Below are 26,230 nucleotides of genomic sequence, written 5' to 3' on the forward strand. Positions count from 1 at the left end.
CGGATCGGACACGGGCGCGGCCGGGGTGGGACCGGGTGTCCGTTTCCTTCAAGACCGCCCGCCCCGGGCCTGCCTACGGTGGGCCCATGAACGCACGATTCGATGCCATCGGCCTGGTCGTCTCCGACATGGCCGCCTCCGTCGCCTTCTACCGCCGGCTCGGGTTCGCCTTCCCGGACGGCGCCGAGGAGCAGCCGCACGCCGAGGCGGAACTGCCCGGCGGGCTCCGGCTGATGTTCGACACCGAGGAGACGGTCCGCTCCTTCCTCCCGGCGTGGCAGCCGCCCGCCGGCGGGGGCCGGGCCTCGCTGGCCCTGCGGTGCGACGGGCCGGCGGACGTGGACGCGATGTACGAGGAACTGGTGGGCTCCGGGTACCACGGCGAACTCAAGCCCTGGGACGCCTTCTGGGGCCAGCGGTACGCCGTCGTGCTCGACCCTGACGGCAATGGGGTGGACCTGTTCGCCCCGCTAGCCTCGGCCGGCGAGTAGCTCACCCAGCGGCACACCCGCCAGCTCCCTGACGTCACGGGCCAGATGGGCCTGGTCGGCGTATCCGGCCCGGGCGGCCGTATCCGCGAAGGGCACACCGCGCCGGGCCAGTGCGAGCGCGCGGCGCAGCCGCAGGATACGGGCCAGGGTCTTGGGGCCGTAGCCGAACGCGGCGAGCGAACGGCGATGCAACTGGCGTGCCCCCAGGCCGAGTTCATCGGCGGTGGCGGCGACCGGGCGGCCCGTGTCGAGGGCCGTGACGACCTGCCGCAGTACCGGGTCCGGGGGTCCGGCACCGGCCGCCTGCCGCAGCGCCGCCTCCTCCAGGCCGCTCGCCGGGTCGGGGGCCGCGTTCACGCGGTCGGCCAGGCGGCGCACCTCCGAGGCCGGCCACAGATCCGCCAGCTCGACGCGGCGGTCTCGCAGCTCGTGCGCGGGGACGCCGAGGAGCGCGGGAGCCGTGCCCGGGTAGAAGCGGATCCCGGCCCAGGCACCGGCCTCGCCGTCCGTCAGGTAGGCGTGGGTGTCGGGCCCGGCGACCAGCAGCCGCCCTTCGTGCCACAGCAGGTCCATGCATCCGTCGGGCAGCACGCGCCCCACCCCGTCCCGGTCCGGGGTGTTGGTCCACACGACCGCTCCCGCCAGCCGCGACGCCCACTCCACGTACACGTGGCCAGGCTACGCCGCCCCTGGCCCCTCACGCCGCCCGTGCCCGGTACTCCACCGGGCTCACCCCGTACACCCGCTTGAACGCGGTCGACAGGGCGAACGCGCTGCCGTAGCCGACCCGGCGGGCCACCGCGTCGAGCGTGTCGTCGGAGTCGCGCAGCCGGTCGGCGGCCAGGGCGAGGCGCCAGCCGGTGAGGTACGTCATCGGGGGCTCGCCCACCAGGCCGGTGAAGCGGCGGGCGAGCGCGGCGCGGGACACTCCCGCCTTGGCGGCGAGCGAGGAGACGGTCCACGGGTGGGCGGGGTCGTCCTGGAGCAGACGCAGCACACCGCCGACGACCGGGTCGGCGAGGGCCCGGTACCAGGCGGGGGCCGCCGCCTCCGGGCGGGCGAACCAGGCCCGCAGGGCGGCGATGACCAGCAGGTCGAGCAGCCGGTCCAGGACGACCTCCTGGCCGGGCTCGTCGCGGACGATCTCCTCGGCGACGTACGGCGTGAGCGGGCAGGCCCACACGTCGGAAGGGAGGGTGAGCAGGGGCGGCAGGGCGTCCAGCAGCCGTCGGCCGACCTCGCCCCGCATCGGGTAGGTGCCGATCAGCATCACGGTGGCGCCGTCGAGCCGGTCGCCCCAGGTGCGCACCCCCAGGTCCATGGAGCCGTTGAGGGGCCGTCCGTCGGGGTAGCGGCACTCCTGGTCGGGAAGGATCAGTGCCTGCGGGGCCGTACCGGGGTCGTCGGCGCAGGTGTACGGGTCCGGGCCGCGGGCGATGGCGAGGTCCCCGGCCCGCAGCAGGACGCGCTCGCCCCGGTCGGGCACCACCCAGGCCTCGCCGCGCGCTACGAGCATCACGGTGAGCGGGGCCCGGTCCTCCACGCGGACCGCCCACGGCGGGTCGAAACACGCCCTGATCATGAACGCGCCCCGCGCGCGGGGGCCGTCCAGTAGCCCTGCGACTGCGTCCATGGGGCCAGGTTAGACGCGGGCGTATGGGAATGAGCCGTTCAGCGATGGTTCCGTGGCGCGTACGGCAGTTGACTCGACGGCATGACGAACACGACACGGAACACGCAGGGCATGACGGTGGTGGTGACGGGCGCCTCGGGCCGCACGGGGAGCCGGGTGGCGCGGGCCGCGGAGGCCGCGGGGCTCACGGTGCGGGCCGCGTCCCGGGCGACCGGGTTCGACTGGTGGGACCGCTCGACCTGGGCGGCGACCCTGCGCGGGGCCGACGCGGCCTATCTCGCCCACCCCTCGGACGTCGGCGCGCCCGGCGCCGCCGAGGCGGTCGGGGCGCTGGCGCGGGAGGCGGTCGGGCTCGGGGTGCGGCGGCTGGTGCTGCTGTCCGCGCGGGGCGAGGACCAGGCCGTGGCGACCGAGGAGGCGCTGCACGCCTCGGGAGCGGACTGGACGGTCGTACGGGCCGCGTGGTTCGCGCAGAACTTCAGCGAGGGCCCGCTGGTGGCGGAGCTGCGGGAGCGCGGTGAGCTGGTGTTCCCGGCCGACGAGGTGCGCGAGCCGTTCCTCGACGTGCGCGACATCGCGGACGTGGTGGTGGCCGCGCTGACGGGCGGCGAGCGGTACGTGGGCCGGACGCTCACCCTGTCGGGGGCGCGGCTGCTGACCTTCGGGGAGGCGGTCGCGGAGATCGCCGCGGCGACGGGGCGGCCGCTGACGTACCGGGCCGTCTCCACGCGGGACTACGGCGAGGCCATGGTCGGCTTCGGTCTGCCACCGGAGGAGGTCGCGGCCATGACCGGCATCTTCGACACCCTCCTCGACGGCCGCAACGCGCACCTCGAGGACGGTGTGCGCGAGGTCCTGGGCCGCGCGCCCCGGGACTTCGCCGAGTTCGTGCGGGAGGAGGCGGCGGCCGGGACCTGGAAGGCCTGAGACCGCCGTCCGTCACTTCTCCTCGGGCGGCTGCCTCTCCCCGTTGGCCTCGCTGTTCTTCGCGTGGGCGCTCTTCACATGGGTGCTCTTCACATGCGTGCGCAGGCGGGCCGAGACGTCCTCCGGGGGCAGGAAGCGGGACCAGCGTTCGGGGAACTCGGAGGGCATGTCGGGGTCGGCCTCCCCGTGGGCGGCGGCGCGGGCCACGTACTCGGCGACCTGCGCCTGGCGCAGCCGCTCGTTGGCCTCACGGGCCGCGGCCGTGGCGGCGGCCGGCCAGACCCGGTCGATGGCGGCGTTGACCGCGGCCCCGACCAGCACCGCGAACGCGGACACACCGATCCACAGCAGCACGGCGACGGGCGCGGCCAGGGAGCCGTAGATCGTGGGGCCCTCGACCGTGCTGGTCAGATAGATCCGCAGCAGGAAGCTGCCGAGCACCCACATGCCGAGGGCGACGAGCGCTCCGGGCACGTCCTCGATCCACGGAGAGCGGACGGGCACGGACACGTGATAGAGGGTCGTGAGGAAGGCGATCGACAGCAGTATCACCACGGGCCAGTACAGGACCTGCACGACCGTCGTCGACCACGGCACGATCCGCACCACCGCGTCCGGCCCGGCCACCATCAGCGGCAGCGCGATGGAGCCGATCAGCAGGGCCACGATGAACAGCGCGAAGGCCAGCAGCCGCGTCTTGACGATGCCCCGGACCCCGTCGAGGCCGTACATGACGGTGATGGTGTCGATGAAGACGTTCACGGCACGGGAGCCGGACCACAGGGCGAACAGGAAGCCGATGGAGATGACGTCGGGCCGGCCGCCCTTCATCACGTCGTGCAGGATCGGCTCGGCGATCTCCCTGACGCCCTGGTCGGAGAGGATCGTGCGCGCGGCCTCCAGGATGTTGGCCTGGAGGCTCTCGATGGTGTCGGCGCCGGTCCAGGCGTCGACGTAGCCGAGCAGTCCGATCATGCTGAGCAGCAGCGGCGGCACCGACAGCAGCGTGAAGAACGCGGCCTCGGCGGCGAGGCCCAGGATGCGGTACTCGATGCAGGAGTTGACGGTGTCCTTGAGCAGCAGCCAGGCGGTCCTGCGCTTGGATACGTTCCGGTAGAGGGCCCGCGCCCGGTGGAGGCGTCCGGAGGGTGTGTCGGGGGTTTCACTTCCTGGCTGCACCCCCTAACGGTATCCGTCGCGCCCGAGCGCACTCACCCGGTAGGTTCGCACCATGGCTGGCAGCACGCACTCCGTGAGCAACCAGGTCCCGCCGCTGGTCGGGTACGACGTCTTCACCGCGGACCAGGCCCTCACGGCCGGGGTCGAACGGCATCTGGATCCGGAGCTGCTCGACGAGGTGCTCGGCGAGCTGTCGGCGCTCGGGCGGGCCTCCGGCGCGGCCCAGGTGCAGGAGTGGGGCGTGCGCGCCAACGAGAATCCGCCGCGGCTGCGCACCCACGACCGGTACGGCGAGCGGATCGACGAGGTCGACTTCCATCCGTCCTGGCACCGGCTGCTCGGCAAGGGTGTCTCGGCCGGTCTGACGGCGGCCTGGGCCCGGCCCGGCGGGCACGTCCGGCGGGCGGCGGCGTTCCTGGTGTGGACGCAGGTCGAGGCGGGCAACGGCTGCCCGCTGTCGATGACGCACGCGGCGGTGCCCGCCCTGCGCACGGACCCGGAGCTGGCCGCCGAGTGGGAGCCGCGGCTGACGTCCATGGTCTACGACCGTGAGCTGCGGCCCGCGCACCTGAAGGCCGGCGCGCTGTTCGGGATGGGCATGACGGAGAAGCAGGGCGGCAGCGACGTCCGGGCGAACACGACCTCCGCGCGGCCCCTCGCCGAGGACGGGACGTACGAACTGACCGGGCACAAGTGGTTCTGCTCGGCGCCGATGTCCGACGGCTTCCTGGTGCTGGCGCAGGCTCCGGGCGGGCTGACCTGCTTCCTGGTGCCGCGGGTGCTGGCGGACGGGACGCGCAACGTGTTCCTGGTCCAGCGGCTCAAGGACAAGCTCGGCAACCGGTCGAACGCCTCGGCGGAGGTCGAGTTCGACGGGACCTGGGCGCGCCGGGTCGGCGAGGAGGGGCGCGGGGTGCGCACCATCATCGGGATGGTCGCGGCGACCCGGCTCGACTGTGTGCTGGGCTCGGCGGGGCTGATGCGGCAGGCCGTGGCGCAGGCGGTGCACCACTGCACCCACCGCGAGGCGTTCGGCGGGAAGCTCGTCGACAAGCCGCTGATGCGCAATGTCCTCGCCGATCTCGCCCTGGAGTCGGAGGCGGCGACGACGCTGGCGCTGCGGCTCGCGGCCGCCTACGACGACGGCGGCGAGCAGGAGCGGGCGCTGCTGCGGATCGCGGTGCCGGCCGCCAAGTACTGGGTGACCAAGCGGTGCCCGCCGGTGGCGGTGGAGGCGGCGGAGTGCCTGGGCGGCAACGGGTACGTCGAGGAGTCCGGAATGCCCCGGCTGGTGCGGGAGTCGCCGCTCAACTCGGTCTGGGAGGGCGCGGGCAATGTCCAGGCCCTCGATGTGCTGCGGGCGTTGCAGCGGGAGCCGGGCGCGCTGGACGCGTATCTGCGGGAGGTCGGGCAGGCGCGCGGCGCCGACCACCGGCTCGACGGGGCCATCAAGAACCTGCTGACCGAACTGGCCGATCTGGAGGGCGTGGAGGGGCGGGCGCGACGGCTGGCGGAGCGGCTCGCGCTGGTGCTCCAGGGATCGCTGCTGGTCAGGTTCGCGCCGCCGCAGGTGGCCGACGCGTTCTGCGCCGCCCGGCTGGGCGGTGACGGGGGCGCGGCCTTCGGGACGCTGCCGCACACGCTGGATCTGGCGGCGGTGGTGGAGCGGGCGCGTCCGGTGTCCTGACCCGGTGTTCGACCTGGTGCTCTGACCTGGTGTTCTGAACCGCTCGCCCGGGAGCGGGGGTGGTGCTGCGCCGACACGGCACCACCCCCGCGGCACTGGCCCGTTCGAGCCATCGAACGCCGCTCGGGACGGCGCTGCTCAATTTTCAGCCACGGCCCGGCCGTTCACCAGGGTTGCAAGGGGTTGCAACTTGATGCCGACTGTGTGCGGAGTGTGCGCGTCCGTCAGGGGCAGACGGCACTATGAGACGGACAGTCGGAAACGGCTCCGGGGGGACACGCCGATGGACGTCACGCAGCTCGCCGCGGTGAACGCCACGCGGGCGGCCCGGGTCCTCGACGAGGTCCGTTCCGCCCGGCTCGCCGGGCAGCCCGCCCCCGTGGCGCCGCGGCCGGTCATCGAGCAGTCCTGGGAGCGGATGCTGCGCGGCGGCGTCGACCCGGACCACGACGTCCGGGCGGGGCTGCTGCCCCTGGACGAGGTGCGGCGGCGGCGCGAGACCTCGGCGCTGCGCCATGTGCTGCCGGTGCTGCGGGAGGGGCTGCTGGCGGTCGCGGACATCGCGCACCACATCATGGTGGTCGCCGACGAGGAGGGCCGGGTGCTGTGGCGCGAGGGCAGCGCGCCGGTGCTGCGCAAGGCCGACGGGCTCGGGTTCGAACTCGGCGCGGACTGGCGCGAGGACGTCGTCGGCACGAACGGCCTGGGCACTCCGGCGGTGGTGCGCCGGCCCGTGCAGGTCTTCGCCGCCGAGCACTTCGTGCGCTCCCAGGCCGGCTGGACCTGCGCCGGCGCTCCCCTGACGGATCCCCGGGACGGCAGGCTGCTCGGCGTGGTGGACGTGAGCGGGCCGCTGGAGACGATGCATCCGGCCACGCTCGCCTGGGTCGACTCGGTGGCCAAGCTCGCCGAGGCCCGGCTGCGGGAGATGCACGTGGAGTCGCTGGAGCGGCTGCGCGCGGTGGCGGCGCCGGTGCTGGCCCGGCTCGGCGGGCGCGCCCTGGTGGTCGACCCGGACGGCTGGACCGCCGCGGTGAGCGGGATGCCGTACACCCGGCGGATCGCCCTGCCCAAGTCGCTGTCGGCGGGCCCGCGGTGGCTGCCGGTGCTCGGGCCGTGCTCGGTCGAGCCGCTGGCCGGGGGCTGGCTGGTGCGGGCCGCCGCCGACGAGCCGGTGCCGCACGGGGCGACCAGGATCGTGCTGGACCTCAGACAGGCGCGGAGCTGGTCGGTGGAGGTCTCCCAAGGCGCCGGGTCCTGGGCCCGCGAACTGAGTCCCCGGCATGCCGAGTTGCTGTACCTCCTCGCCGTCCACCGCACCGGGCGCAGCGCCTCGGGCCTGGCCGGGGACGTGTTCGGCGACCCGGCCCGCACGGTGACGGTGCGCGCCGAGATGTCGCGGGTACGGCGGTATCTGGGGGCGTTGCTGGAGCACCGGCCGTACCGGTTCGCCGAGGACGCCGAGGTCGAGCTGCTGCTCCCGGACGACCCGCAAGATCTGCTGCCGTACACCACGGCACCGGCGGTGCGCGGGCTCCGCGCCTCCGCACCGGCCCCCTGAGGTTCACCGGACGTGTCGCCCGACTGTCGCCCAGGGGTACATCTTTCGCATATTTGCGGGGTCTTCGTCCGCCACCCCGCTCACCTGCCGTAGCATCCCTCTACGGGTCACCCCACCTGCTCCTCCGTCAACGTATGGATCATCAGGCGCAGTTGGCCCGCCTCAGGAGGGCGTTATGAAGCATCGCGGCAGACACCGGCGGCGCAGGCGGGGCAGGGCGGTACGGGCGACGCTGGCCGGGACGGCCCTCGCGCTCACCGCCGCAGCCACCCTGATCAGCGCTTCGCAGGCCGAGGTCACGGACGCCCCGGGGACCCTGAAGCCGATCAGTGCGACCGCCGAGGCCGGGCGGCTGCCGCTGGCCGAGCACCGGGTGCCGGATCAGTGGCTCGACCGGCTCTCCTCCGAGATGGGCCGCCCCGTCGGCGTCGGCGCGGTGCTGGAGAGCGCCGACCGCCCGCTGCGGGACGCGGCCGGCTGTTCGACCGCCGAGAAGCAGGCCCTGCCCATAGAACCGGCGGCCACCCGCGCGTACTGCTTCGGCGGCGCCGACACCCGGGGCTGGCGGCCCGGCGCGGTCACCACCTCGGGAGACGCGGACGACGACGGCCGCTGGGGCGACAACCGTGTGATCCTCTCCGGCTGGACCAACGGCGCCGAGGGCGGCTCCATGGACGGCCCGGCGCCCGAGCGGGGCCTGGCCAAGGTCGCCTTCGTCGACGCGAACGACCCGGACCGGCTCCGCTACACCTGGGCCCTGCTGGCCGTCCCGGTGGACGGCGGGCACGACTACCGGGGGCTGGTCTCGCCTCTGTCCGGCATGGTCTGGTACCAGGACAAGCTGCTGGTGACGACCCGCGAGGGCGACCGGAACGCGCTGTACGTGTACGACATGGACCGCATCCAGCGCGCCACCGTCGACTCCGAGGCGGTCGGCCGGGTGCGCGGCGGCTGGGCGGCGCACGGCTACCGGTACGTGCTGCCCGCCGTCGGCTCGTACACCCTGCAAGGCGGCGACGACGCGCGCCCGGCCACCGTCTCCCTGGACCGCAGTACCTCCCCCGACAGTCTGGTCGCGAGCGAGTGGGTGCCCGCGGACGGCGACCGGCGCACCCGGCTGTGGCGCTACGCGCTGAGCCGGGACCCGGCCCGGCCCGGCCTGCTCAGCACCGACTCCTTCGGACGCGCGGACCCGGTCGAGGCGTACGAGACGAAGACGACCGATGTGCGGGGCGTGCTGGCGTACCGCTCGGGCTGGTATCTCGACCGCGCGGCGGGCTCACCGGGCGGGCACGGGACGCTGTGGCGCCAGGACACCGGCAGCGCCCGGGCGACGGAGTGCGGGACGGACGAGACCCGGCACTGCTGGAGCGGCCGGTCGGGCTCCCTGTCCTACTGGGAGGAGACCGGCGAGGTCTGGTCCCAGTCCGGCGGCATGCTGTTCGCACTGCCCCTGTCCTCGGTCGACCGGGCCCTCGACTAGGGCGCCTCCGGCCGCGTGCCGCCCATGACCCGGGCCCCGGGGGTTCGACAGTTCGTCACACCTGATGATTTCCTGACCCTCATGCCGACCATCGCCGTGACCACCTGGTCCCTGGAGCAGACCGCCCCGACCGACCTGCTGCCGGCCGTCGCGCCGGAAGGGGACGTCCGGGTCGTGCGCTCCGAGGTGCCCTCGCCCGAGTTCAGCCGGTTCCTGTACGCGTCGGTGGGCGGCGACATCCGCTGGACCGACCGGCTGAGCTGGTCGTACGCCCGCTGGCAGGAGCACCTGGAGCGGCCCGGCGTGGAGACGTGGGTGGCCTACGACCGGGGCACGCCCGCCGGGTACGTGGAGCTGGAGGCGCAGGACGACGCGGTCGTGGAGATCGTCTACTTCGGGCTGCTGCCCGGCTTCCGGGGCCGGCGCATCGGCGGGCACCTGCTGTCGTACGGCACGGCCCGGGCCTGGGACCTCGCGGACCGCTGGGCGGGACTGACGCCGACGAAGCGGGTCTGGCTGCACACCTGCAGCAAGGACGGCGAGCACGCGATGGACAACTACCAGCGCCGTGGGTTCCAGCTGTTCGACACCAAGGTCGAGGAGGAGGCGGACGTCGCCGCTCCGGGACCGTGGCCTGGGGCGTTCCCCGTCTGACCTGGTCGGACACCCCGGGATGACCCGATGTGACCAAGGACACGCGTGTCTTGGATTCCGAGACACGAGTGTCCGAATCTTGGACGAAGCTGGACTGTGTCCAGATCGCCGTGACACGCTTCCGTCATGTCTGGAACTGGAATTGCCTTGGTGAGTCGGCGGCACGTCGACCTCGGCCGCATGTCCAGCGCCATCTGTCCGGCGCGCTGAGAGCACTCACGCAGCCCGGCATCCCTCTTTCTTGTCTCCATACCTGCGCAATGACGCGCCCGTACCAGCGTGCGCCCGCACGCGCAGGTCAGAGCCGCTTTCCCGCCTGTCCCGAAGGACGTATCAACCATGGCCGCCACCCCGCAGAAGCCTGCCGCCGCGACTCCCCGCCGCAAGGTGAGCCGTCACCGCGGTGAGGGTCAGTGGGCCGTGGGACACCACACCCCGCTCAACGGCAACGAGCAGTTCAAGAAGGACGACGACGGTCTCAATGTGCGGACACGCATTGAGACGATCTACTCCAAGCGGGGCTTCGACTCGATCGACCCGAACGACCTGCGCGGACGGATGCGCTGGTGGGGTCTGTACACCCAGCGCCGCCCCGGGATCGACGGCGGCAAGACCGCGATCCTGGAGCCGGAGGAGCTGGACGACGAGTACTTCATGCTCCGCGTCCGCATCGACGGCGGCCGGCTCACCACCCGCCAGCTGCGGGTGGTCGGCGAGATCTCGCAGGAGTTCGCGCGCGGGACCGCCGACATCACCGACCGGCAGAACGTGCAGTACCACTGGATCCGGATCGAGGACGTGCCCGAGATCTGGAACCGGCTGGAGGCCGTCGGCCTGTCCACGACCGAGGCCTGCGGTGACACGCCCCGTGTGGTCATCGGCTCGCCGGTCGCGGGTATCGCGCAGGACGAGATCGTCGACGGCAGCTCCGCCATCGACGAGATCCACCGCCGGTACATCGGCAGCAAGGAATTCTCCAACCTGCCCCGCAAGTTCAAGACGGCGATCTCGGGCTCGCCGCTGCTCGACGTCGCCCACGAGATCAACGACGTGGCGTTCGTCGGCGTCGACCACCCCGAGCACGGCCCCGGCTTCGACCTGTGGGTCGGCGGCGGGCTGTCCACCAACCCGAAGATCGGCGTCCGGCTCGGCACCTGGGTGCCGCTGGACGAGGTCCCGGACGTGTGGGCCGGCGTGATCGGCATCTTCCGCGACTACGGCTACCGGCGCCTGCGCACCCGCGCCCGGCTGAAGTTCCTGGTCGCCGACTGGGGCCCGGAGAAGTTCCGCCAGGTGCTGCAGGACGAGTACCTCAAGCGTGAGCTCGTCGACGGACCGCCGCCCGCCGAGCCCGTGGAGCGCTGGCGCGACCACATCGGCGTGCACCGGCAGCAGGACGGCCGCTTCTACGTCGGTTTCGCGCCGCGTGTCGGCCGGGTCGACGGCGCCACCCTCACCAAGATCGCCGACCTCGCCGAGGCCCACGGCTCGGGCCGGGTGCGTACCACCGTCGAGCAGAAGATGATCGTCCTCGATGTCGAGGAGGACCAGGTCGACTCGCTGGTCGAGGGCCTGGAGGCGCTCGACCTGACCGCCCGGCCGTCCTCGTTCCGGCGCGGCACCATGGCCTGCACCGGCATCGAGTTCTGCAAGCTGGCCATCGTCGAGACCAAGCAGCGCGGCTCGCAGCTGATCGACGAGCTGGAGCGCCGGCTGCCGGACTTCGACGAGCCGCTCACCATCAACCTCAACGGCTGCCCGAACGCCTGCGCCCGTATCCAGGTGGCGGACATCGGTCTCAAGGGGCAGCTGGTCGTCAACAGCGAGGGCGAGCAGGTCGAGGGCTACCAGGTGCACCTCGGCGGCGCGCTGGGCCTCGAGGCCGGCTTCGGCCGCAAGGTGCGCGGTCTGAAGGTCACCTCCGAGGAGCTGCCCGACTACATCGAGCGCGTCCTGAAGCGGTTCGAGGCGGAGCGCGAGGACGGCGAGCGGTTCGCCGCCTGGGCCGCCCGGGCCGGCGAGGAGTCTCTGACATGAGCGAGCGCGCGGCCCCGTTCTACTGCCCCTACTGCGGTGACGAGGACCTGCGTCCCAGCGAGGAGGGGCACGGGGCGTGGGAATGCGCGGCGTGCAGCCGGGCCTTCTCGCTGAAGTTCCTCGGACTGCTGTCCCAGGGACTGAAGCGATCCGACTCCGGAGGGGCAGAGATATGACGACCACTCAGGAAGAGCGCAGCACCGAAGAACTGAAGGCGCTCGCCGAGCAGGCGGGCCGCGACCTGGAGGACGCCTCCGCGCTGGAGATCCTCACCTGGGCGGCCGAGACGTTCGGCAAGCGCTTCTGCGTGACCTCCTCCATGGAGGACGCCGTCGTCGCCCACCTCGCCTCCCGGGCGATGCCCGGCGTGGACGTCGTCTTCCTCGACACCGGCTACCACTTCGAGGAGACCATCGGCACCCGCGACGCGGTCGACGCCGTGATGGACGTCAACGTCATCACGCTCACCCCGCGCCTGACGGTCGCCGAGCAGGACGCCGAGTACGGCCCGAAGCTGCACGACCGCGACCCCGACCTGTGCTGCGCGATGCGCAAGGTGCAGCCGCTTCAGGAGGGCCTGAAGGACTACCGGGCCTGGGCGACCGGTCTGCGCCGCGACGAGTCCCCGACCCGGGCGAACACCCCGGTGGTCGGCTGGGACGAGAAGCGGCAGAAGGTGAAGATCTCCCCGATCGCCCGCTGGACCCAGGACGACGTGGACGCCTACGTCACCGAACACGGCGTCCTGACGAACCCGCTGCTGATGGACGGCTACCCCTCCGTCGGCTGCGCCCCCTGCACCCGCCGGGTGCTGGAGGGCGAGGACGCCCGTGCCGGCCGCTGGGCGGGGAGCAACAAGACCGAGTGCGGGCTGCACGGATGACGACGACGATTCAGGAGACCGACGTGACGACCGGAGCCACCGTCTGGCTCACGGGTCTGCCGAGTGCCGGCAAGACCACCATCGCCCACGAGCTGGCCGGCCGGCTGCGCGCCGAGGGCCGCCGCGTCGAGGTGCTCGACGGCGACGAGATCCGCGAGTTCCTCTCGGCGGGCCTCGGCTTCACCCGCGAGGACCGGCACACCAACGTGCAGCGGATCGGCTTCGTCGCCGAACTGCTCGCCCGCAACGGCGTGCTCGCCCTCGTCCCGGTCATCGCGCCCTACCAGGACAGCCGCGAGGCGGTGCGCAAGCGGCACCAGGCGAACGGCACGGCGTACGCGGAGATCCACGTGGCCACGCCGGTCGAGGTCTGCAGCGAGCGCGATGTGAAGGGCCTGTACGCCAAGCAGGCGGCGGGCGAGCTCACGGGCCTCACCGGGGTCGACGACCCCTACGAGGCGCCCGAGTCGCCCGATCTGCGCATCGAGTCGCAGAACCAGACCGTGCAGGAGTCCGCGGCGTCGGTGTACGCCCTGCTCAGCGAAAGGGGACTGGCATGACGACCGCGGCCACCGTTTCCGAGGAGACCGACAGCCCCTACGCGCTGTCCCACCTCGACGCCCTCGAGTCCGAGGCGGTGCACATCTTCCGCGAGGTGGCGGGCGAGTTCGAGCGGCCGGTGATCCTCTTCTCCGGCGGCAAGGACTCCATCGTCATGCTGCACCTGGCGCTGAAGGCCTTCCGGCCGGCGTCGGTGCCGTTCTCGCTGCTGCACGTGGACACCGGGCACAACTTCCCCGAGGTCCTCGACTACCGGGACCGCACGGTCGAGAAGCACGGGCTGCGGCTGCACGTCGCCTCCGTGCAGGACTACATCGACCGCGGTGTGCTCAAGGAGCGCCCGGACGGCACCCGCAACCCGCTGCAGACGCTGCCGCTGACCGAGAAGATCCAGGCGGAGAAGTTCGACGCCGTCTTCGGCGGCGGACGCCGCGACGAGGAGAAGGCCCGGGCCAAGGAGCGGGTGTTCTCCCTGCGGGACGAGTTCTCCCAGTGGGACCCGCGCCGGCAGCGCCCGGAGCTGTGGAACCTGTACAACGGCCGGCACGCCCCCGGCGAGCACGTGCGCGTGTTCCCGCTGTCCAACTGGACCGAGCTGGACGTGTGGCAGTACATCGCCCGCGAGGGCATCGAGCTGCCGCAGATCTACTACGCCCACGAGCGTGAGGTGTTCCGGCGCAGCGGCATGTGGCTGACCGCCGGCGAGTGGGGCGGGCCGAAGGACGACGAGTCCGTGGAGAAGCGCCTGGTGCGCTACCGCACGGTCGGTGACATGTCCTGCACCGGGGCGGTCGACTCCGAGGCCGACACCATCGAGAAGGTGATCGTCGAGATCGCCGCCTCCCGGCTCACCGAGCGGGGCGCCACCCGCGCCGACGACAAGATGTCCGAAGCCGCGATGGAAGACCGCAAGCGCGAGGGGTACTTCTAAAGATGAGCACCATCACGACCGAGGAACTCGCGGAGACCACCCTGCTGCGGTTCGCCACCGCCGGTTCCGTCGACGACGGCAAGTCCACCCTGGTGGGCCGGCTGCTGCACGACTCCAAGTCGGTCCTCACCGACCAGCTGGAGGCCGTGGAGCGCGCTTCGGCGAGCCGGGGCCAGGAGGCTCCGGACCTCGCGCTGCTGACGGACGGCCTGCGGGCCGAGCGGGAGCAGGGCATCACCATCGACGTGGCCTACCGCTACTTCGCCACGCCCCTGCGGCGGTTCATCCTCGCCGACACCCCCGGCCATGTGCAGTACACGCGGAACATGGTCACCGGCGCCTCGACGGCCGAGCTGACGGTCATCCTGGTCGATGCGCGCAACGGCGTCGTCGAGCAGACCCGCCGGCACGCCGCCCTCGCCGCCCTGCTGCGCGTCCCGCACGTGGTCCTCGCGGTCAACAAGATGGACCTCGTCGCCTACGAGGAGAAGGTGTTCGCCGCCATCGCCGAGGAGTTCACGGCGTACGCGACCGAGCTGGGCGTCCCCGAGGTCACCGCGATCCCGATCTCGGCGCTCGTCGGCGACAACGTGGTGGAGCCGTCCGCGAACATGGACTGGTACGGCGGCCCGACGGTGCTGGAGCACCTGGAGACGGTGCCGGTCAGCCACGATCTGAGCCACTGCCACGCCCGGCTGCCCGTGCAGTACGTGATCCGGCCGCAGAACTCCGACCACCCGGACTACCGGGGCTACGCCGGCCAGATCGCGGCGGGTTCCTTCCACGTCGGCGAGCAGGTGACCGTGCTGCCCTCGGGCCGCACCTCGAAGGTCGCCGGTATCGATCTGCTGGGCGAGCCGGTCGACGTCGCCTGGACCACGCAGTCGGTGACCCTCCTGCTGGAGGACGACATCGACATCTCGCGCGGCGACCTGATCGTGCCCACCAAGGACGCGCCCGCGACGACGCAGGACATCGAGGCGACCGTCTGCCATGTGGCGGACGCCCCGCTGACCGTCGGCCACCGGGTGCTGCTCAAGCACGGCACCCGCACGGTCAAGGCGATCGTCAAGGACATCCCGTCCCGTCTCACGCTCGACGACCTGTCCCTGCACCCGCACCCGGGGCAGCTCGTCGCCAACGACATCGGCCGGGTGAAGATCCGTACCGCCGAGCCGCTGCCGGTCGACTCCTACTCCGACTCGCGCCGCACCGGCTCGTTCATCCTGATCGACCCGAACGACGGCCAGACCCTCACCGCGGGCATGGTCGGCGAGTCCTTCGCCGCCCCCGAGCCGGTGCGGGACGAGGCCGAGGACGACGGGTGGGACTTCTGAGATGAACTCCCCCGACTTCTACTCCACGTTCGCGAAGGAGGGCGGCCGCGTCGGCAGCGGTGCTCTCGGCAGCGGGCAGGGCGGAGTGGCGCGATGTGTGCGCTGACGTACGCGCACTGCCTGCGCGCCCTCACCCCCCACCGCCGTAGACGCAAACCTGCCGACCTCCCGGCCACGACCTGAGAGACCGTGACCGCCGGGCCTCCGAGAGGAACACCTCCCGTGCCTGCATCATCCGCTCTGCGCCGATCCCTCGCGGTCATAGCCGCGCTTCCCCTGCTCACCCTGGCCGCCTGCGGCTACGGCTCCAAGGCCGAGGACGACGGGGGCGCCAAGGTCGCCGCCGGAGCGAAGAAGATCGACGGTCTCGACCAGGTCAGGATCGGTTACTTCGGCAACCTCACCCACGGAACCGCGCTGGTGGGCTTCCAGAAGGGCATCTTCCAGAAGGCCCTGGGGGCCACCGAGGTGAAGCCCGCGATCTTCAACGCCGGTCCGTCCGAGATCGAGGCGCTGAACTCCAAGTCCATCGACATCGGCTGGATCGGCCCCTCCCCGGCGATCAACGGCTACACCAAGGCCGCCGGCAAGAACCTGCGCATCATCGGCGGTTCGGCGTCCGGCGGTGTGAAGCTGGTCGTGAACCCGGACAAGATCAAGTCCCTGAAGGACGTCAAGGGCAAGCGGATCGCGACCCCGCAGCTCGGCAACACGCAGGACGTGGCGTTCCTGAACTGGGCGGCCGAGCAGGGCTGGAAGGTCGACCCGCAGAGCGGCAAGGGTGACGTCACCGTCGTCCGCAGCGACAACAAGGTCACCCCGGACGCCTACAAGTCCGGTTCGATCGACGGTGCCTGGGTGCCGGAGCCGACCGCGTCGAAGCTGGTCGCCGAGGGCGGCAAGGTGCTGCTCGACGAGGCGTCGCTGTGGCCCGACAAGAAGTTCGTGATCACGAACATCATCGTGCGGCAGGAGTTCCTCAAGGAGCACCCGAAGGTCGTCGAGGCCGTGCTCAAGGGCTCGGTCGAGACCAACAAGTGGATCAACGCCAACCCGGACGCGGCGAAGGCGGCGGCGAACAAGCAGCTGGAGGCCGACTCCGGCAAGGCGCTGCCGGCCGAGGTGCTCGACCCGGCGTGGAAGTCCATCCAGTTCACCGACGACCCGCTGGCCTCCACCCTCAACACCGAGGCCGAGCACGCCGTGAAGGCGGGGCTGCTGCAGAAGCCGAACCTGAACGGCATCTACGACCTCGCGCCGCTGAACAAGGTCCTGAAGGCCGAGGGCGAGCCCGCGGTCGACGACGCCGGTCTCGGCGCCAAGTAGCCCGCATCCCGAAGAGTTCCCAGGAGGTGACGACCATGGCCACCACCCTCGCCAAGGCCGCCGACGGCACTGAGTCGGCCACGCACGCCGCCCGGATCGAACACGTTTCGAAGTCGTTCGCGGGCCCCGCCGGGCAGCAGCTCGTCCTGGACGACATCACCCTCGATGTCGCGCCCGGCGAGTTCGTCACCCTCCTGGGGGCCTCGGGCTGCGGCAAGTCCACCCTGCTCAACCTGGTGGCGGGCCTGGACCGGCCCAGCGCCGGGGAGATCACCACGGACGGCCGTCCGGCGCTGATGTTCCAGGAGCACGCGCTGTTCCCGTGGCTGACCGCGGGCAAGAACATCGAACTCGCCCTGAAGCTGCGGGGCATCGCGAAGGCCGAGCGCCGCGAGCGGGCCGAGGAACTGCTCGAACTCGTCCGGCTGAAGGGCGCGTACGGCAAGCGGGTGCACGAGCTGTCGGGCGGTATGCGCCAGCGTGTCGCGCTGGCCCGCGCGCTCGCCCAGGAGAGCAAGCTGCTCCTGATGGACGAGCCGTTCGCGGCGCTGGACGCCATCACGCGGGACGTGCTGCACGACGAGCTGACCCGCATCTGGCGCGAGACGCAGCTGTCCGTCCTGTTCGTCACGCACAACGTGCGCGAGGCGGTCCGGCTCGCGCAGCGCGTGGTGCTGCTGTCCTCCCGTCCGGGCAAGATCGCCCGTGAGTGGACGGTGGACATCCCGCACCCGCGCCGCATCGAGGACACCCAGGTGGCGGAGCTGTCCGTCGAGATCACCGAAGAACTGCGTGGGGAGATCCGCCGTCATGGCCAGCACTGATTCGACGACCGTCGCCAAGGACGGCAGCGATCTCGCCGGTCTGGAGGCGGGCCTCGACGCGCTGGAGTCGAGGCAGACGCACCGCACGCCGTTCCGGCAGACCTTCGTCCAGAAGATCCTGCCGCCCGTCCTCGCCGTCGCGCTGGTGCTGGCGGTCTGGCAGGCCCTCGTCTCGTTCAAGGTCGTCGACGACCCGACCAAGCTGCCCGCGCCGTCCGCCGTGTGGAACGTCGTCCACACGGCGTGGCTCGAGGGCGAGCTGCTCGGCTACATCTGGACCAGCGTCTCGCGCGGTCTGCTCGGCTTCTGCTTCGCCCTGCTGATCGGCACGCCGCTGGGTCTGCTGGTGGCCCGGGTGAAGTTCGTCCGCGCGGCCCTCGGCCCGATCCTGTCGGGCCTGCAGTCCCTGCCGTCGGTCGCCTGGGTTCCGCCGGCGGTGATCTGGCTGGGCCTGAACAACTCGATGATGTACGCGGTGATCCTGCTCGGCGCGGTCCCCTCGATCGCCAACGGCCTCGTCTCCGGTGTCGACCAGGTGCCCCCGCTGTTCCTGCGCGCGGGCCGCACCCTCGGCGCCACCGGCCTGAAGGGCACCTGGCACATCGTCCTGCCCGCCGCGCTGCCCGGCTATGTGGCCGGTCTGAAGCAGGGCTGGGCGTTCTCCTGGCGCTCGCTGATGGCCGCGGAGATCATCGCGTCCTTCCCCGACCTCGGCGTGGGCCTCGGCCAGTTGCTGGAGAACGGCCGCAACGCCAGCGACATGGCCATGGTGTTCGAGGCCATCCTGCTCATCCTGATCGTCGGTATCGCCATCGACCTGCTCATCTTCAGTCCGCTGGAGCGGTGGGTGCTGCGCAACCGCGGTCTGCTGGTGAAGAGCTGAAGTCCCATGAACAACAAGCCTGTCCTCCTCGTCATCGCCCACGGCAGCCGCGACCCGCGGCACGCCGCGACCGTGCACGCCCTGATGCGGCGGGTCCGCGCCCTGCGTCCCGACGTACGGGTGGAGACAGGCTTCCTGGACTTCAACGTCCCCTCGGTGCAGGGGGTCCTGGAGTCCCTGGCGGTCCAGGGCGTCCGTGACGTCGTGGCCCTGCCCCTCCTGCTGACCCGGGCGTTCCACGCCAAGGCGGACATCCCGGCGGTCCTCGCGGACGCTCCCCCGCAGCTCCGCGTCCACCAGGCGGAGGTCCTGGGCCCGTCCCCGCTGCTGTCGGCGGCGCTGGAACGGCGCCTGTACGAGGCGGGCCTCACGCCCGCCGACAAGTCCTCGACCGGGGTCGTCCTGGCCTCGGCGGGGTCCACCGACCCGGAGGCGATCGCAGTGATCGCAGAAATCGCGCGGGAGTGGCGGCACACCGGCTGGTGCGCCGTGCGGCCTGCGTTCGCCTCCGCATCTCTCCCGCGTACCGAGGACGCGGTCCGTGAACTCCGCGAACTCGGCTGCTCCAGGGTGGCCGTCGCCCCCTACGTCCTCGCCCCCGGCCGCCTCCCGGACCGCATCGCCCGGGGCGCGGCGGAGGCGGACGTCCTGGCCGACGTGCTCGGCCCGGCGCCGGAGGTGGCGCGGGTGGTGCTGGAGCGGTACGAGGCGGCGCGGGCGCCCATGCTGACCGCCGTGAGCGCCTGACGGCAGGAAGCCGTCACCAGGGTGGCAGCAGGGTGCCCAGCGGGCCCAGGTCCAGGTTGAGGTCCTCCGGGGTGAGGTCGTAGCGCGCGCAGAGTTCCCGCATGCGGTCGTCGAGGAGCATCAGGGTCAGGCCGACGCGTTCCTCCTGTTCCTCGGTGAGGTCTCCTACGTCGACGCGGTGGAGGGCTTGGCGTTCCATGAGCTGGCGGAGGAGTTCGACGACCGTCAGGACGAGTTTGACCAGGTCGCGTTCGACGGTGTCGGGGTCGGCGGTCAGACGGCGGGTGGCCGGGGGCATGGTGCCTCGCTGATCTGGGAGAGTGCCGACGCGGCCACGGGGGCGATGACCGCGCGCAGGTCGATGCGGACCAGGTCGACGTCCGCGATGGACAGGACGAGGTCGCCGGTGAGGACGACACCGCCCTGGAGGAGCCGGTCGAGGAGATCGATGAGGGCGACGGGGCGTTCGGTGCAGGGGGCGACGCTCACGCGGCGGTCTCCGACTGCGGTTCCGGCTGGAGGGCGAAGGAGTAGGGCGCCCAGGGGCCGGTCACCTCCACGCGGAGGCCGGGGACGCCCTCGGCGGCCGCGAGTATGCCGGTGCGGAAGGCGTCGACGCGGTCGGCGCGGACGAGGTAGGCGTCGTTGCCGACGTTGGTGCCCGGGCCGGGGCCCGCGAGGCTGCCGCGTTGCGGGCTGTGTGCCACACGGTCGACGGCGAGGGCGCGGGCCGTCTCGGTGAGGTGTGCGGCGGCCTGGGCGACCGTGCGCCAGGCCTCATCGTTGCGGCGTTGTCTGCGGCGGCGGATCGACAGATAGGCGCGGCCGGCTCCGAGGCCGGTGGGCTGTTCCCGCGCGGCGTCGGTGTCCGCCTCGGGCGGGGTGATGTCGGGCGTGGCGTAGAGCTTGACGCCGAGTTCCACATGGCCGGTGAGGCGCTCCAGCAGGGACAGGAAGTAGTCGCGGCGGGTGTCGAGGGCCTGCCGGGCGCTGGCCTCGTCGAGGTAGACGGTGGCCAGGCGCAGGGGCAGTACGGCGGCGCCGCAGCCGACCAGGGCGGCGACCACGGCGTGGTGGGAGCGGACGGTGGACTCCAGCCAGTCCAGGTCGTCGAGGTGGGCCGCGAGGGGCGCCTCGGCGTAGTCGGCGGCCGGGACGTGGCCGACGGCGAAGGCGAGCCGGTGGGTGCCGGCCGCCGGGGCGACCAGGTGGACCGGCTCTCCGGCGACCCCGCGCAGCTGCGTCACCGCGGCGGTGGCCTCGGGGGTGGGGCGCAGGACGGCGTAGATGTAGACGAGGTTCGGGTCGGTCATGGCTCCGGGCTCCTCTCGGCCGCCTTGAGTGCGGCGATCTCGGCACGCAGTCGTTCGTTCTCGTCGGCGAGGGACCGCTCGGGGCGGGCGGCCCGGGAGGAGAGGGAGGGATCGTGTTCCCACCAGTCGATGCCCATCTCCTTGGCCTTGTCGACGGAGGCGACGAGCAGGCGCAGCTTGATGGTGAGCAGTTCGATGTCGAGCAGGTTGATCCGGATGTCCCCGGCGATGACCACGCCCTTGTCGAGGACGCGTTCGAGGATGTCGGCGAGGTTGGCGGTCTGGGCGCCGGGCCCCTGGTCGTAGGGGGAGGGAAAGCGGGACGGTCCGGTGAGTGGGCCTGCTGCCGGGTGGCTCATGGTCGGGGGCCTTGTCCTCGGGCGTTGATCTCGTCGAGCCGGTCGAGCAGTTCGTCCTCGCGGCGGTCGTACTCGGTCTCGTCGATCCGTCCCTCCAGCAGGGCGCGTTCCAGGCCGACGAGGGCCTGGCGGACGGGGGCGGGGTCGTAGTACTGCGCCTCGGCGGCGGCCTGGAGCTGCTCGGCGGCCCAGAGGGTGGTGCGCAGGGGCGCGAGCGGGAGGGTGAGGATGCCGGTGATCAGGCCCATGGGTCAGGCGGCGAAGCTGTAGGGAGGCAGCGGGCCGCGCAGCCGGAAGTCGTAGGCGTCGCCGTAGTCGTGGGCCAGGCCCTGCCCGGCCGCGGTGAACTCGTCGGCGCGGGCGCGTTCGACGAGGAAGGAGACATTGAGGAAGTCGTCCTGGGAGGGGTCGGCCACGACGCTGGCCCGGGCCAGTGCGGACAGCCGCCCGACGATCTCCTCGGCCTGGTGCCGCTGCCGGGCTTCGACCTGCCGGGCCACGAGTTCGCCGAGGGCGAGGCGGTCCTCGTAGGCTCCGCTGCCCTCGCGGGTGTGCCGGTTGAGCCGGCGGGCCTCCTCGGACTCCTCGAGCACCTCGCGCAGCAGGTCGTCCTGGGAGCGGGCGGCCTTGAGGTTGAACTCGGCGGTGCCGTGCAGTTCGCCGAGCCGTCGGGTGTACTCCTCGCCCTTGTGCTCCAGGGCGGTGGTGACGGCGGTGTCGTCGGGGGCGAGCAGGCCGAACCGCATGGGCAGGACCGATCCGTCGGCCATCAGGCGTTCCTGGAGTTCCTGGTGGGCGGCGAGGTCACGGCGTTTGGGACGCAGGCCGGGGGGTGCGGCGCTGACCACGGCGGCGAGCGGCCCGTGCACGAGCACCCGCGGGGGCTCCTCGGTCCCGCCGACGGTGCGCAGGCCGTCGAGCCGCAGGGGGTGGTCGGAGCGGGTGACGGCGTAGACGTAGACGCCGCTCACCGCTCCTCCTCCCGGTCCTTGTCGTCGCGGTCGAAGATGTCCCCGATGGCGTCGATGGCCCCGCCGATCGCGCCGCTGGTCTTGCCCCGGGCGCCGCTCTCGACGAGGTTGCCGACGATGTCGGTGAGCTTGTCCGGGGCCTTGCGGCCGGCCTCCAGGTCGAGGCGGTTGCAGGCCTCGGCGAAGCGGAGGTAGGTGTCGACGCTGGCGATCACGATCCGTATGTCGATCTTCAGGATCTCGATGCCGACCAGGGAGACCCGGACGAACACGTCGATGACGAGCCCGCGGTCCAGGATCAGTTCGAGGATGTCGAAGAGTCCGGCCGAACCCGAACCGCTGGAAGTGGCAGCGGGTTGCATCCCGCCGGACTGCGTCATGACGGTCACGTGGGCGATTCCTCTCGCGAGAGTCCGTATCCGTGCCGCCCCTAGTTACGGGGGTGGTGGCGGGCGTGTTCACGTGAACACCAAAAGACTTGCAGCGAGAGGGAGTTGGGAGCCGTCGGGCCGGCGCTAGCGGCGCCGGTCGAGCTGGCCCCGGGCATAGCGGCGCACCCGCTCATAGCCGAGCAGCTGGCCTTGCGGGTCGAGGGTGACCCGGTAGGTGGCCATGATGGTCATGGTGTCGGGGACCCGCTCCAGCTCCGCGACCTCCACGTCCGCGGTCCAGCCGTCCGGGGTCGGGCGCACGGCGGTGACGGAGTCGGGCGTCTTGCCGAGCAGTTCGGCGAGCTGGCTCGCCGCGCCGCGCATGGCCTGGACGGCGGTCGTACGACCGGAGGGAGTCGTCTGATCATCGGTGCTCGTCATGGCCCTACGGTGCCAAGGCCCCGGGCCGCGTGGGGGCGATTCGGCCAAACGTGCGGTGCCGGTGGGGCGGGGATCCGGCGGAGGGTCACTCCTGCGGGTCGCCGTACGGCGTCGCCTGGTGGAAGTAGAGCAGCCACCCGGCGTCCGTCCGCCGCCACAGCGAGTTGCGGTGCGCGCGTCTGCCGTCGTACTCGGTGTCGAAGGTGAGGTGGACGAGGTGGGGGGCCAGCTGGACGCCGCGCATACGGTAGGTGGCGATCGGCGGGGCTTCGAGGTCGGTGGTCCCGGCCAGGGAGGCGATGACGGCGGCCCGGTCCCAGTGGCGCCCGGAGGCGCCGAACTCGTGGAAGTCCGGGTGCAGCAGCGCCCCGACCCGCTCGGGCGAGCGGCGGACCTCCGGGGTGAGCAGGGCCAGTTCGCGGTCGATGGCGGACTCGACGGCCGGGTCGTGTTCAGGCACCGGTCATCTCCACCAGCTTCACCACGGTGTTCCAGTTGCGGGTCGTGGCGATCAGGCCCTTGTTGATGCGCGGCTTCGACAGATGTTCGGCCAGTTTGGAGCGGCCGAGGCCGTTCGGGGCGTACAGGTACAGGGCGCGGTCGCCCAGGCGGAACTCCTCGGGGAGGTAGGCGGCCTGGTCGATCTCCGCGAGGCGGGCGGGGTCCACGGGTTCGGAGAAGTAGGTGACGTGGAGCTGCTTGGCCTCCAGCTCGGCGGCCGGGAAGGGGCACGCGTCGGCGATCGCCTTGAGATAGGCGTGGTCGCGCACGATCACGTCGACGCCGAAGCCGAAGTGCCGCTCGACGGCCTGTGCGATCCCGGCCGCCAGCGACCGCTCGTCGCCGTGACCGGAGGTGAACACCGCCTGGCCGCTCTGCAGATACGTGCGCACGCCCTCGTGACCGAGGTTCTCCAGGAGTGTGCGCAGGTCCGCCATCGGGACCTTCCGGCTGCCGCCCACGTTGATGCCGCGCAGCAGTGCCGCGTACGTCGTCGTCATCCGCACACCTTAGGACGGCCGTCGTGCCCCGTGGGGGCGGGCACGACGGCCGTCGGCGGGCGGCTGCCCGGCCCCGTAAATTACTCATCGGTCACCGAGGGGCACAACCATCTGCTCAGGATCCACACAGTATGTGTAAGGGGCCACGGTCCCTGGCGGTCCTCCCCAGTGGGGAGAAGGCCGGGTCCATGGGGATGAGTTCCGGCCCCGCCACTTCACCGGGCAGCACGAGGTGCTGGCTTTATCCGGCCCATACCTTCGAATCGACAGGGGGCGGCAGGGGGCCGCCACCGCTGTACGAGGGGGCGAGCCCGTCATGGGGAACGGAGAAGCGCGGGTGCGGGGCTTTGCGGCCCGGGCCGGCGGCTGGAGCGCCCGGCACCGATGGGCCGCCGTCGGCATCTGGGTGCTGTTCGTCGTCCTGGCGGTGGGGCTCGGTTCGGCGGCCGGCCGGGTCGACGTCAAGGACAGCGACCAGCTCAAGGGGGAGACCCACACCGCCGCGCGGATCATCGAGGACGCCGGGATCGACGAACCGGCCGGTGAGAGCGTCCTGATCCAGGCCAGGGGCGGTGGTCTCAAGGCCACGGACGCCGAGTTCAGGAGCGCCGTGACCGCCGTGGTCTCGGCCGTCGAGGGGACCGGCGAGGTCACCGACGTGACCTCGCCGTACGACACGAAGACGATCTCGAAGGACGGGCGCAGCGCGCTCGTGCAGTTCGACATGCGCGGCGCGGCGGACACCGCGGGCGAGCGGGTCGAGCCGGTGCTGAAGGCCGTCGAGGGCGTCCAGAAGGACCACGCGTCGCTGCGGATCGAGGAGATCGGCGGCGCCAGCATGATGAAGACGTTCGACGACGCCTTCGGGGACGACTTCAAGAAGGCCGAGTACTCCGCGGTGCCGGTGGCCCTCGGCATTCTGCTGATCGCCTTCGGGGCGCTGGTGGCGGCGCTGCTGCCGGTGGCGCTGGCGGTCACCGCGATCATGGCGACGATGGGCCTGATGGGCCTCGTCAGCCATCTCCAGCCGATGAGCGACACCGCCAACTCCGTGATGCTGCTGGTCGGCATGGCGGTCGGCGTCGACTACTGCCTGTTCTATCTGCGCCGGGAGCGTGAGGAGCGCGAGGCCGGCCATGACGCGCAGACGGCCCTGAGGATCGCCGCCGCGACCAGTGGCCGCGCGATCGTCGTCTCCGGTGTCACGGTCTGCGTGGCCATGGCGGGCATGCTGTTCACCGGGCTCGCCGAGTTCGAGGCGATGGGTCTGGCCTCGCTGATGGTGGTGGCCGTGGCCATGGTGGGGTCCGTGACGGTGCTGCCCGCGCTGCTGTCGCTGCTGGGCGGGCGCGTGGAGAAGGGCCGTATTCCGTTCCTGCGCCGGCGCAAGCGGGGCGGCAGCCAGGACAGCCGGTTCTGGACGGCCGTGCTGCGGCGCGTCCTCGCCCGGCCCGTGATCGCCGCGGCGGTGGCGGCCGGTGCGCTGCTCGCCATCACGGCTCCCGCGCTCGGCATGAAGACGCAGCAGTTCACGCTGGACCAGGAGTTCGGCGACTCGCTGCCGATCGTGCAGACGTACAACCGGCTCAACGAGGCCTTCCCGGGCGGCTCGGAGCCGGCCGAGGTGGTCGTCAAGGCGGACGACATCAACGCGCCGGAGGTGAAGTCGGCGCTCGCCGACTTCCGTGACCGGGCGATCAGTTCGGGCGCCTCGCGCGGCCCGGTGGAGATCAAGCTGCACGACACGCAGAACGTCGCGTTCGTCTACGTCCCGCTGGTCGGCGGCTCCGACCAGGACAAGGCGGGCGCGAGCCTGGACACGCTGCGCGACGAGGTGCGTCCGGCCACGCTCGGCAGGGTCGACGGGGTCGAGGCGCCGATCACCGGACAGATCGCGGGGTCGAAGGACTTCAACGACCAGCTCGCCGGAGCCGTCGTCCCGGTCTTCGCGTTCGTGGTGGTCTTCGCCTTCGCGCTGATGCTGCTGTCGTTCCGCTCGCTGACGATCGCGCTCACCTCGATCGTGCTGAACCTGCTGTCGGTGGGCGCGGCCTACGGCATCCTCGTCGCGGTCTTCCAGCACGGCTGGGGCGCGTCCCTGGTGGGCGCGGAGGGCGTCGGCGCGATCATCACCTGGCTGCCGCTGTTCCTGTTCGTGATCCTGTTCGGCCTGTCGATGGACTACCACGTGTTCGTGGTGTCCCGGATACGGGAGGCGCGGCTGCGGGGTCTGGAGACGAAGGACGCGATCCGGCACGGCGTGGTCACCACGGCCGGGGTCGTCACCAGTGCCGCGGTCATCATGGTCGCCGTGTTCGCGATCTTCGGGACGCTGTCCATGCAGTCCATGAAGCAGATGGGCGTCGGCCTCGCGGCGGCGGTGCTCATCGACGCGACGATCATCCGGGGTGTGCTGCTGCCGGCGGTCATGGCACTGCTCGGGGAGCGCAACTGGTATCTGCCGAAGTGGCTGCACCGGCTGCCGGACCTCACGCACGACGAGGCACCCCAGGCGGTCGTGGCCGGGCAGGGGGCGCGGGACGACGAGGGCGAGCCCGTCAGGGTCTGATGCCCGCAGCGGGGGCTGATCCCCGCCACTGAAAGGGCCCGTTGGTTGCTCCGGCAGCCAA

At 71.9% G+C, this 26,230-nt stretch carries 30 protein-coding genes and 1 pseudogene; 18 read left to right on the forward strand and 13 right to left on the reverse strand.

What is annotated here, in order from left to right:
- Nucleotides 1-86: 86 nt before the first annotated feature.
- Nucleotides 87-491 carry a VOC family protein gene (locus NNW99_RS06810; protein WP_215117796.1) on the forward strand — a complete coding sequence of 135 codons (405 nt, stop codon included), beginning with the start codon at nucleotides 87-89 and terminating at the stop codon, nucleotides 489-491.
- Here the strand turns inward: NNW99_RS06810 and NNW99_RS06815 are convergent.
- The gene (locus tag NNW99_RS06815; protein WP_215117797.1) at nucleotides 471-1,160 is read right to left on the reverse strand and encodes a helix-turn-helix domain-containing protein; all 690 of its coding nucleotides are present in this window, start codon (nucleotides 1,158-1,160) and stop codon (nucleotides 471-473) included. The genes NNW99_RS06810 and NNW99_RS06815 overlap by 21 nt on opposite strands.
- A gap of 28 nt (nucleotides 1,161-1,188) precedes the next feature.
- Nucleotides 1,189-2,124 carry an AraC family transcriptional regulator gene (locus NNW99_RS06820; RefSeq protein ID WP_215117798.1) on the reverse strand — a complete coding sequence of 312 codons (936 nt, stop codon included), beginning with the start codon at nucleotides 2,122-2,124 and terminating at the stop codon, nucleotides 1,189-1,191.
- A gap of 81 nt (nucleotides 2,125-2,205) precedes the next feature.
- On the opposite strand from NNW99_RS06820, the gene NNW99_RS06825 reads away from it, so the two are divergent.
- Nucleotides 2,206-3,051: an NmrA family NAD(P)-binding protein gene (locus tag NNW99_RS06825; RefSeq protein WP_215117799.1), complete on the forward strand. Its 846-nt coding sequence runs from the start codon at nucleotides 2,206-2,208 to the stop codon at nucleotides 3,049-3,051.
- Between the two features lie 12 nt (nucleotides 3,052-3,063).
- On the opposite strand, the gene NNW99_RS06830 is transcribed toward NNW99_RS06825, so the two are convergent.
- A complete protein-coding gene (locus tag NNW99_RS06830) occupies nucleotides 3,064-4,230 on the reverse strand; it encodes a YihY/virulence factor BrkB family protein (RefSeq protein WP_251057730.1) in 1,167 nt (388 codons plus the stop codon).
- A 52-nt stretch (nucleotides 4,231-4,282) separates the two neighbouring features.
- Between NNW99_RS06830 and NNW99_RS06835 the strand changes: the two genes are divergently transcribed.
- The 15 genes from NNW99_RS06835 (at nucleotide 4,283) to NNW99_RS06900 (ending at nucleotide 19,144) form a co-directional block, all read left to right on the forward strand.
- Nucleotides 4,283-5,917 (forward strand): acyl-CoA dehydrogenase family protein, encoded by a 1,635-nt coding sequence (locus NNW99_RS06835; RefSeq protein WP_215117800.1) that lies wholly within the window; start codon nucleotides 4,283-4,285, stop codon nucleotides 5,915-5,917.
- A gap of 283 nt (nucleotides 5,918-6,200) precedes the next feature.
- The gene (locus NNW99_RS06840) at nucleotides 6,201-7,478 is read left to right on the forward strand and encodes a GAF domain-containing protein (RefSeq protein WP_215117801.1); all 1,278 of its coding nucleotides are present in this window, start codon (nucleotides 6,201-6,203) and stop codon (nucleotides 7,476-7,478) included.
- Nucleotides 7,479-7,653: 175 nt separating this feature from the next.
- The gene (locus tag NNW99_RS06845) at nucleotides 7,654-8,961 is read left to right on the forward strand and encodes a hypothetical protein (protein WP_215117802.1); all 1,308 of its coding nucleotides are present in this window, start codon (nucleotides 7,654-7,656) and stop codon (nucleotides 8,959-8,961) included.
- Between the two features lie 81 nt (nucleotides 8,962-9,042).
- Nucleotides 9,043-9,615 carry a GNAT family N-acetyltransferase gene (locus tag NNW99_RS06850; RefSeq protein WP_189721513.1) on the forward strand — a complete coding sequence of 191 codons (573 nt, stop codon included), beginning with the start codon at nucleotides 9,043-9,045 and terminating at the stop codon, nucleotides 9,613-9,615.
- Between the two features lie 126 nt (nucleotides 9,616-9,741).
- Nucleotides 9,742-9,825 carry a putative leader peptide gene (locus tag NNW99_RS39085; protein ID WP_310591794.1) on the forward strand — a complete coding sequence of 28 codons (84 nt, stop codon included), beginning with the start codon at nucleotides 9,742-9,744 and terminating at the stop codon, nucleotides 9,823-9,825.
- A gap of 129 nt (nucleotides 9,826-9,954) precedes the next feature.
- Complete coding sequence (locus NNW99_RS06855; RefSeq protein ID WP_215117803.1) at nucleotides 9,955-11,652, forward strand: nitrite/sulfite reductase; 1,698 nt, start codon at nucleotides 9,955-9,957, stop codon at nucleotides 11,650-11,652.
- Nucleotides 11,649-11,828: a hypothetical protein gene (locus NNW99_RS06860; RefSeq protein ID WP_215117804.1), complete on the forward strand. Its 180-nt coding sequence runs from the start codon at nucleotides 11,649-11,651 to the stop codon at nucleotides 11,826-11,828. The genes NNW99_RS06855 and NNW99_RS06860 overlap by 4 nt, the downstream gene beginning before the upstream one ends.
- Complete coding sequence (locus tag NNW99_RS06865) at nucleotides 11,825-12,535, forward strand: phosphoadenylyl-sulfate reductase (RefSeq protein WP_215117805.1); 711 nt, start codon at nucleotides 11,825-11,827, stop codon at nucleotides 12,533-12,535. The genes NNW99_RS06860 and NNW99_RS06865 overlap by 4 nt, the downstream gene beginning before the upstream one ends.
- 23 nt (nucleotides 12,536-12,558) lie before the next feature.
- Nucleotides 12,559-13,095 carry an adenylyl-sulfate kinase gene (gene cysC, locus NNW99_RS06870; RefSeq protein ID WP_215117806.1) on the forward strand — a complete coding sequence of 179 codons (537 nt, stop codon included), beginning with the start codon at nucleotides 12,559-12,561 and terminating at the stop codon, nucleotides 13,093-13,095.
- Entirely contained in the window at nucleotides 13,092-14,027 is a 936-nt protein-coding gene (cysD, locus tag NNW99_RS06875; RefSeq protein WP_215117807.1) for a sulfate adenylyltransferase subunit CysD, read from the forward strand. Before cysC ends, cysD begins: the two co-directional genes overlap by 4 nt.
- A gap of 2 nt (nucleotides 14,028-14,029) precedes the next feature.
- Nucleotides 14,030-15,364 (forward strand): sulfate adenylyltransferase subunit 1, encoded by a 1,335-nt coding sequence (locus tag NNW99_RS06880; protein WP_215117808.1) that lies wholly within the window; start codon nucleotides 14,030-14,032, stop codon nucleotides 15,362-15,364.
- 222 nt (nucleotides 15,365-15,586) lie between these two features.
- A complete protein-coding gene (locus NNW99_RS06885) occupies nucleotides 15,587-16,690 on the forward strand; it encodes an ABC transporter substrate-binding protein (protein ID WP_215117809.1) in 1,104 nt (367 codons plus the stop codon).
- A gap of 35 nt (nucleotides 16,691-16,725) precedes the next feature.
- The gene (locus NNW99_RS06890; RefSeq protein ID WP_215117810.1) at nucleotides 16,726-17,514 is read left to right on the forward strand and encodes an ABC transporter ATP-binding protein; all 789 of its coding nucleotides are present in this window, start codon (nucleotides 16,726-16,728) and stop codon (nucleotides 17,512-17,514) included.
- On the forward strand, nucleotides 17,501-18,397 hold the full coding sequence (locus NNW99_RS06895; RefSeq protein ID WP_215117811.1) for an ABC transporter permease: 897 nt from the start codon (nucleotides 17,501-17,503) through the stop codon (nucleotides 18,395-18,397). The genes NNW99_RS06890 and NNW99_RS06895 overlap by 14 nt, the downstream gene beginning before the upstream one ends.
- 6 nt (nucleotides 18,398-18,403) lie before the next feature.
- Nucleotides 18,404-19,144 carry a sirohydrochlorin chelatase gene (locus NNW99_RS06900; protein ID WP_215117812.1) on the forward strand — a complete coding sequence of 247 codons (741 nt, stop codon included), beginning with the start codon at nucleotides 18,404-18,406 and terminating at the stop codon, nucleotides 19,142-19,144.
- 13 nt (nucleotides 19,145-19,157) lie between these two features.
- Here the strand turns inward: NNW99_RS06900 and NNW99_RS06905 are convergent.
- From NNW99_RS06905 to NNW99_RS06950, 10 genes and pseudogenes are all read right to left on the reverse strand, one after another.
- Nucleotides 19,158-19,430, reverse strand: a pseudogene (locus tag NNW99_RS06905) (gas vesicle protein K); the annotation flags it as partial.
- Nucleotides 19,418-19,633 (reverse strand): gas vesicle protein, encoded by a 216-nt coding sequence (locus NNW99_RS06910; RefSeq protein ID WP_215117814.1) that lies wholly within the window; start codon nucleotides 19,631-19,633, stop codon nucleotides 19,418-19,420. The gene NNW99_RS06910 and the pseudogene NNW99_RS06905, both read right to left, overlap by 13 nt.
- Complete coding sequence (locus tag NNW99_RS06915) at nucleotides 19,630-20,457, reverse strand: GvpL/GvpF family gas vesicle protein (protein ID WP_215117815.1); 828 nt, start codon at nucleotides 20,455-20,457, stop codon at nucleotides 19,630-19,632. The genes NNW99_RS06910 and NNW99_RS06915 overlap by 4 nt, the downstream gene beginning before the upstream one ends.
- Complete coding sequence (locus NNW99_RS06920) at nucleotides 20,454-20,816, reverse strand: gas vesicle protein (RefSeq protein WP_215117816.1); 363 nt, start codon at nucleotides 20,814-20,816, stop codon at nucleotides 20,454-20,456. The genes NNW99_RS06915 and NNW99_RS06920 overlap by 4 nt, the downstream gene beginning before the upstream one ends.
- Complete coding sequence (locus tag NNW99_RS06925) at nucleotides 20,813-21,064, reverse strand: gas vesicle protein GvpG (protein WP_215117817.1); 252 nt, start codon at nucleotides 21,062-21,064, stop codon at nucleotides 20,813-20,815. The genes NNW99_RS06920 and NNW99_RS06925 overlap by 4 nt, the downstream gene beginning before the upstream one ends.
- Before the next feature lie 3 nt (nucleotides 21,065-21,067).
- Nucleotides 21,068-21,787, reverse strand: a complete 720-nt coding sequence (locus tag NNW99_RS06930) for a GvpL/GvpF family gas vesicle protein (protein ID WP_215117818.1) — start codon at nucleotides 21,785-21,787, stop codon at nucleotides 21,068-21,070.
- The gene (gvpJ, locus tag NNW99_RS06935; RefSeq protein ID WP_221298611.1) at nucleotides 21,784-22,167 is read right to left on the reverse strand and encodes a gas vesicle protein GvpJ; all 384 of its coding nucleotides are present in this window, start codon (nucleotides 22,165-22,167) and stop codon (nucleotides 21,784-21,786) included. Before gvpJ ends, NNW99_RS06930 begins: the two co-directional genes overlap by 4 nt.
- 135 nt (nucleotides 22,168-22,302) lie before the next feature.
- Nucleotides 22,303-22,599, reverse strand: coding sequence for a gas vesicle protein (locus NNW99_RS06940; protein WP_215117819.1), 297 nt, complete (start codon nucleotides 22,597-22,599; stop codon nucleotides 22,303-22,305).
- An 85-nt stretch (nucleotides 22,600-22,684) separates the two neighbouring features.
- Nucleotides 22,685-23,059, reverse strand: a complete 375-nt coding sequence (locus NNW99_RS06945; protein ID WP_215117820.1) for a DUF4440 domain-containing protein — start codon at nucleotides 23,057-23,059, stop codon at nucleotides 22,685-22,687.
- A complete protein-coding gene (locus NNW99_RS06950) occupies nucleotides 23,052-23,600 on the reverse strand; it encodes a DUF1697 domain-containing protein (RefSeq protein WP_215117821.1) in 549 nt (182 codons plus the stop codon). The genes NNW99_RS06945 and NNW99_RS06950 overlap by 8 nt, the downstream gene beginning before the upstream one ends.
- A 316-nt stretch (nucleotides 23,601-23,916) precedes the next feature.
- Between NNW99_RS06950 and NNW99_RS06955 the strand changes: the two genes are divergently transcribed.
- Nucleotides 23,917-26,169 carry an MMPL family transporter gene (locus tag NNW99_RS06955; protein WP_215117822.1) on the forward strand — a complete coding sequence of 751 codons (2,253 nt, stop codon included), beginning with the start codon at nucleotides 23,917-23,919 and terminating at the stop codon, nucleotides 26,167-26,169.
- The last annotated feature ends 61 nt before the right edge of the window (nucleotides 26,170-26,230 follow it).

It is taken from the genome of Streptomyces sp. CRCS-T-1 (assembly GCF_024442335.1).
Lineage (GTDB): Bacteria > Actinomycetota > Actinomycetes > Streptomycetales > Streptomycetaceae > Streptomyces > Streptomyces koelreuteriae.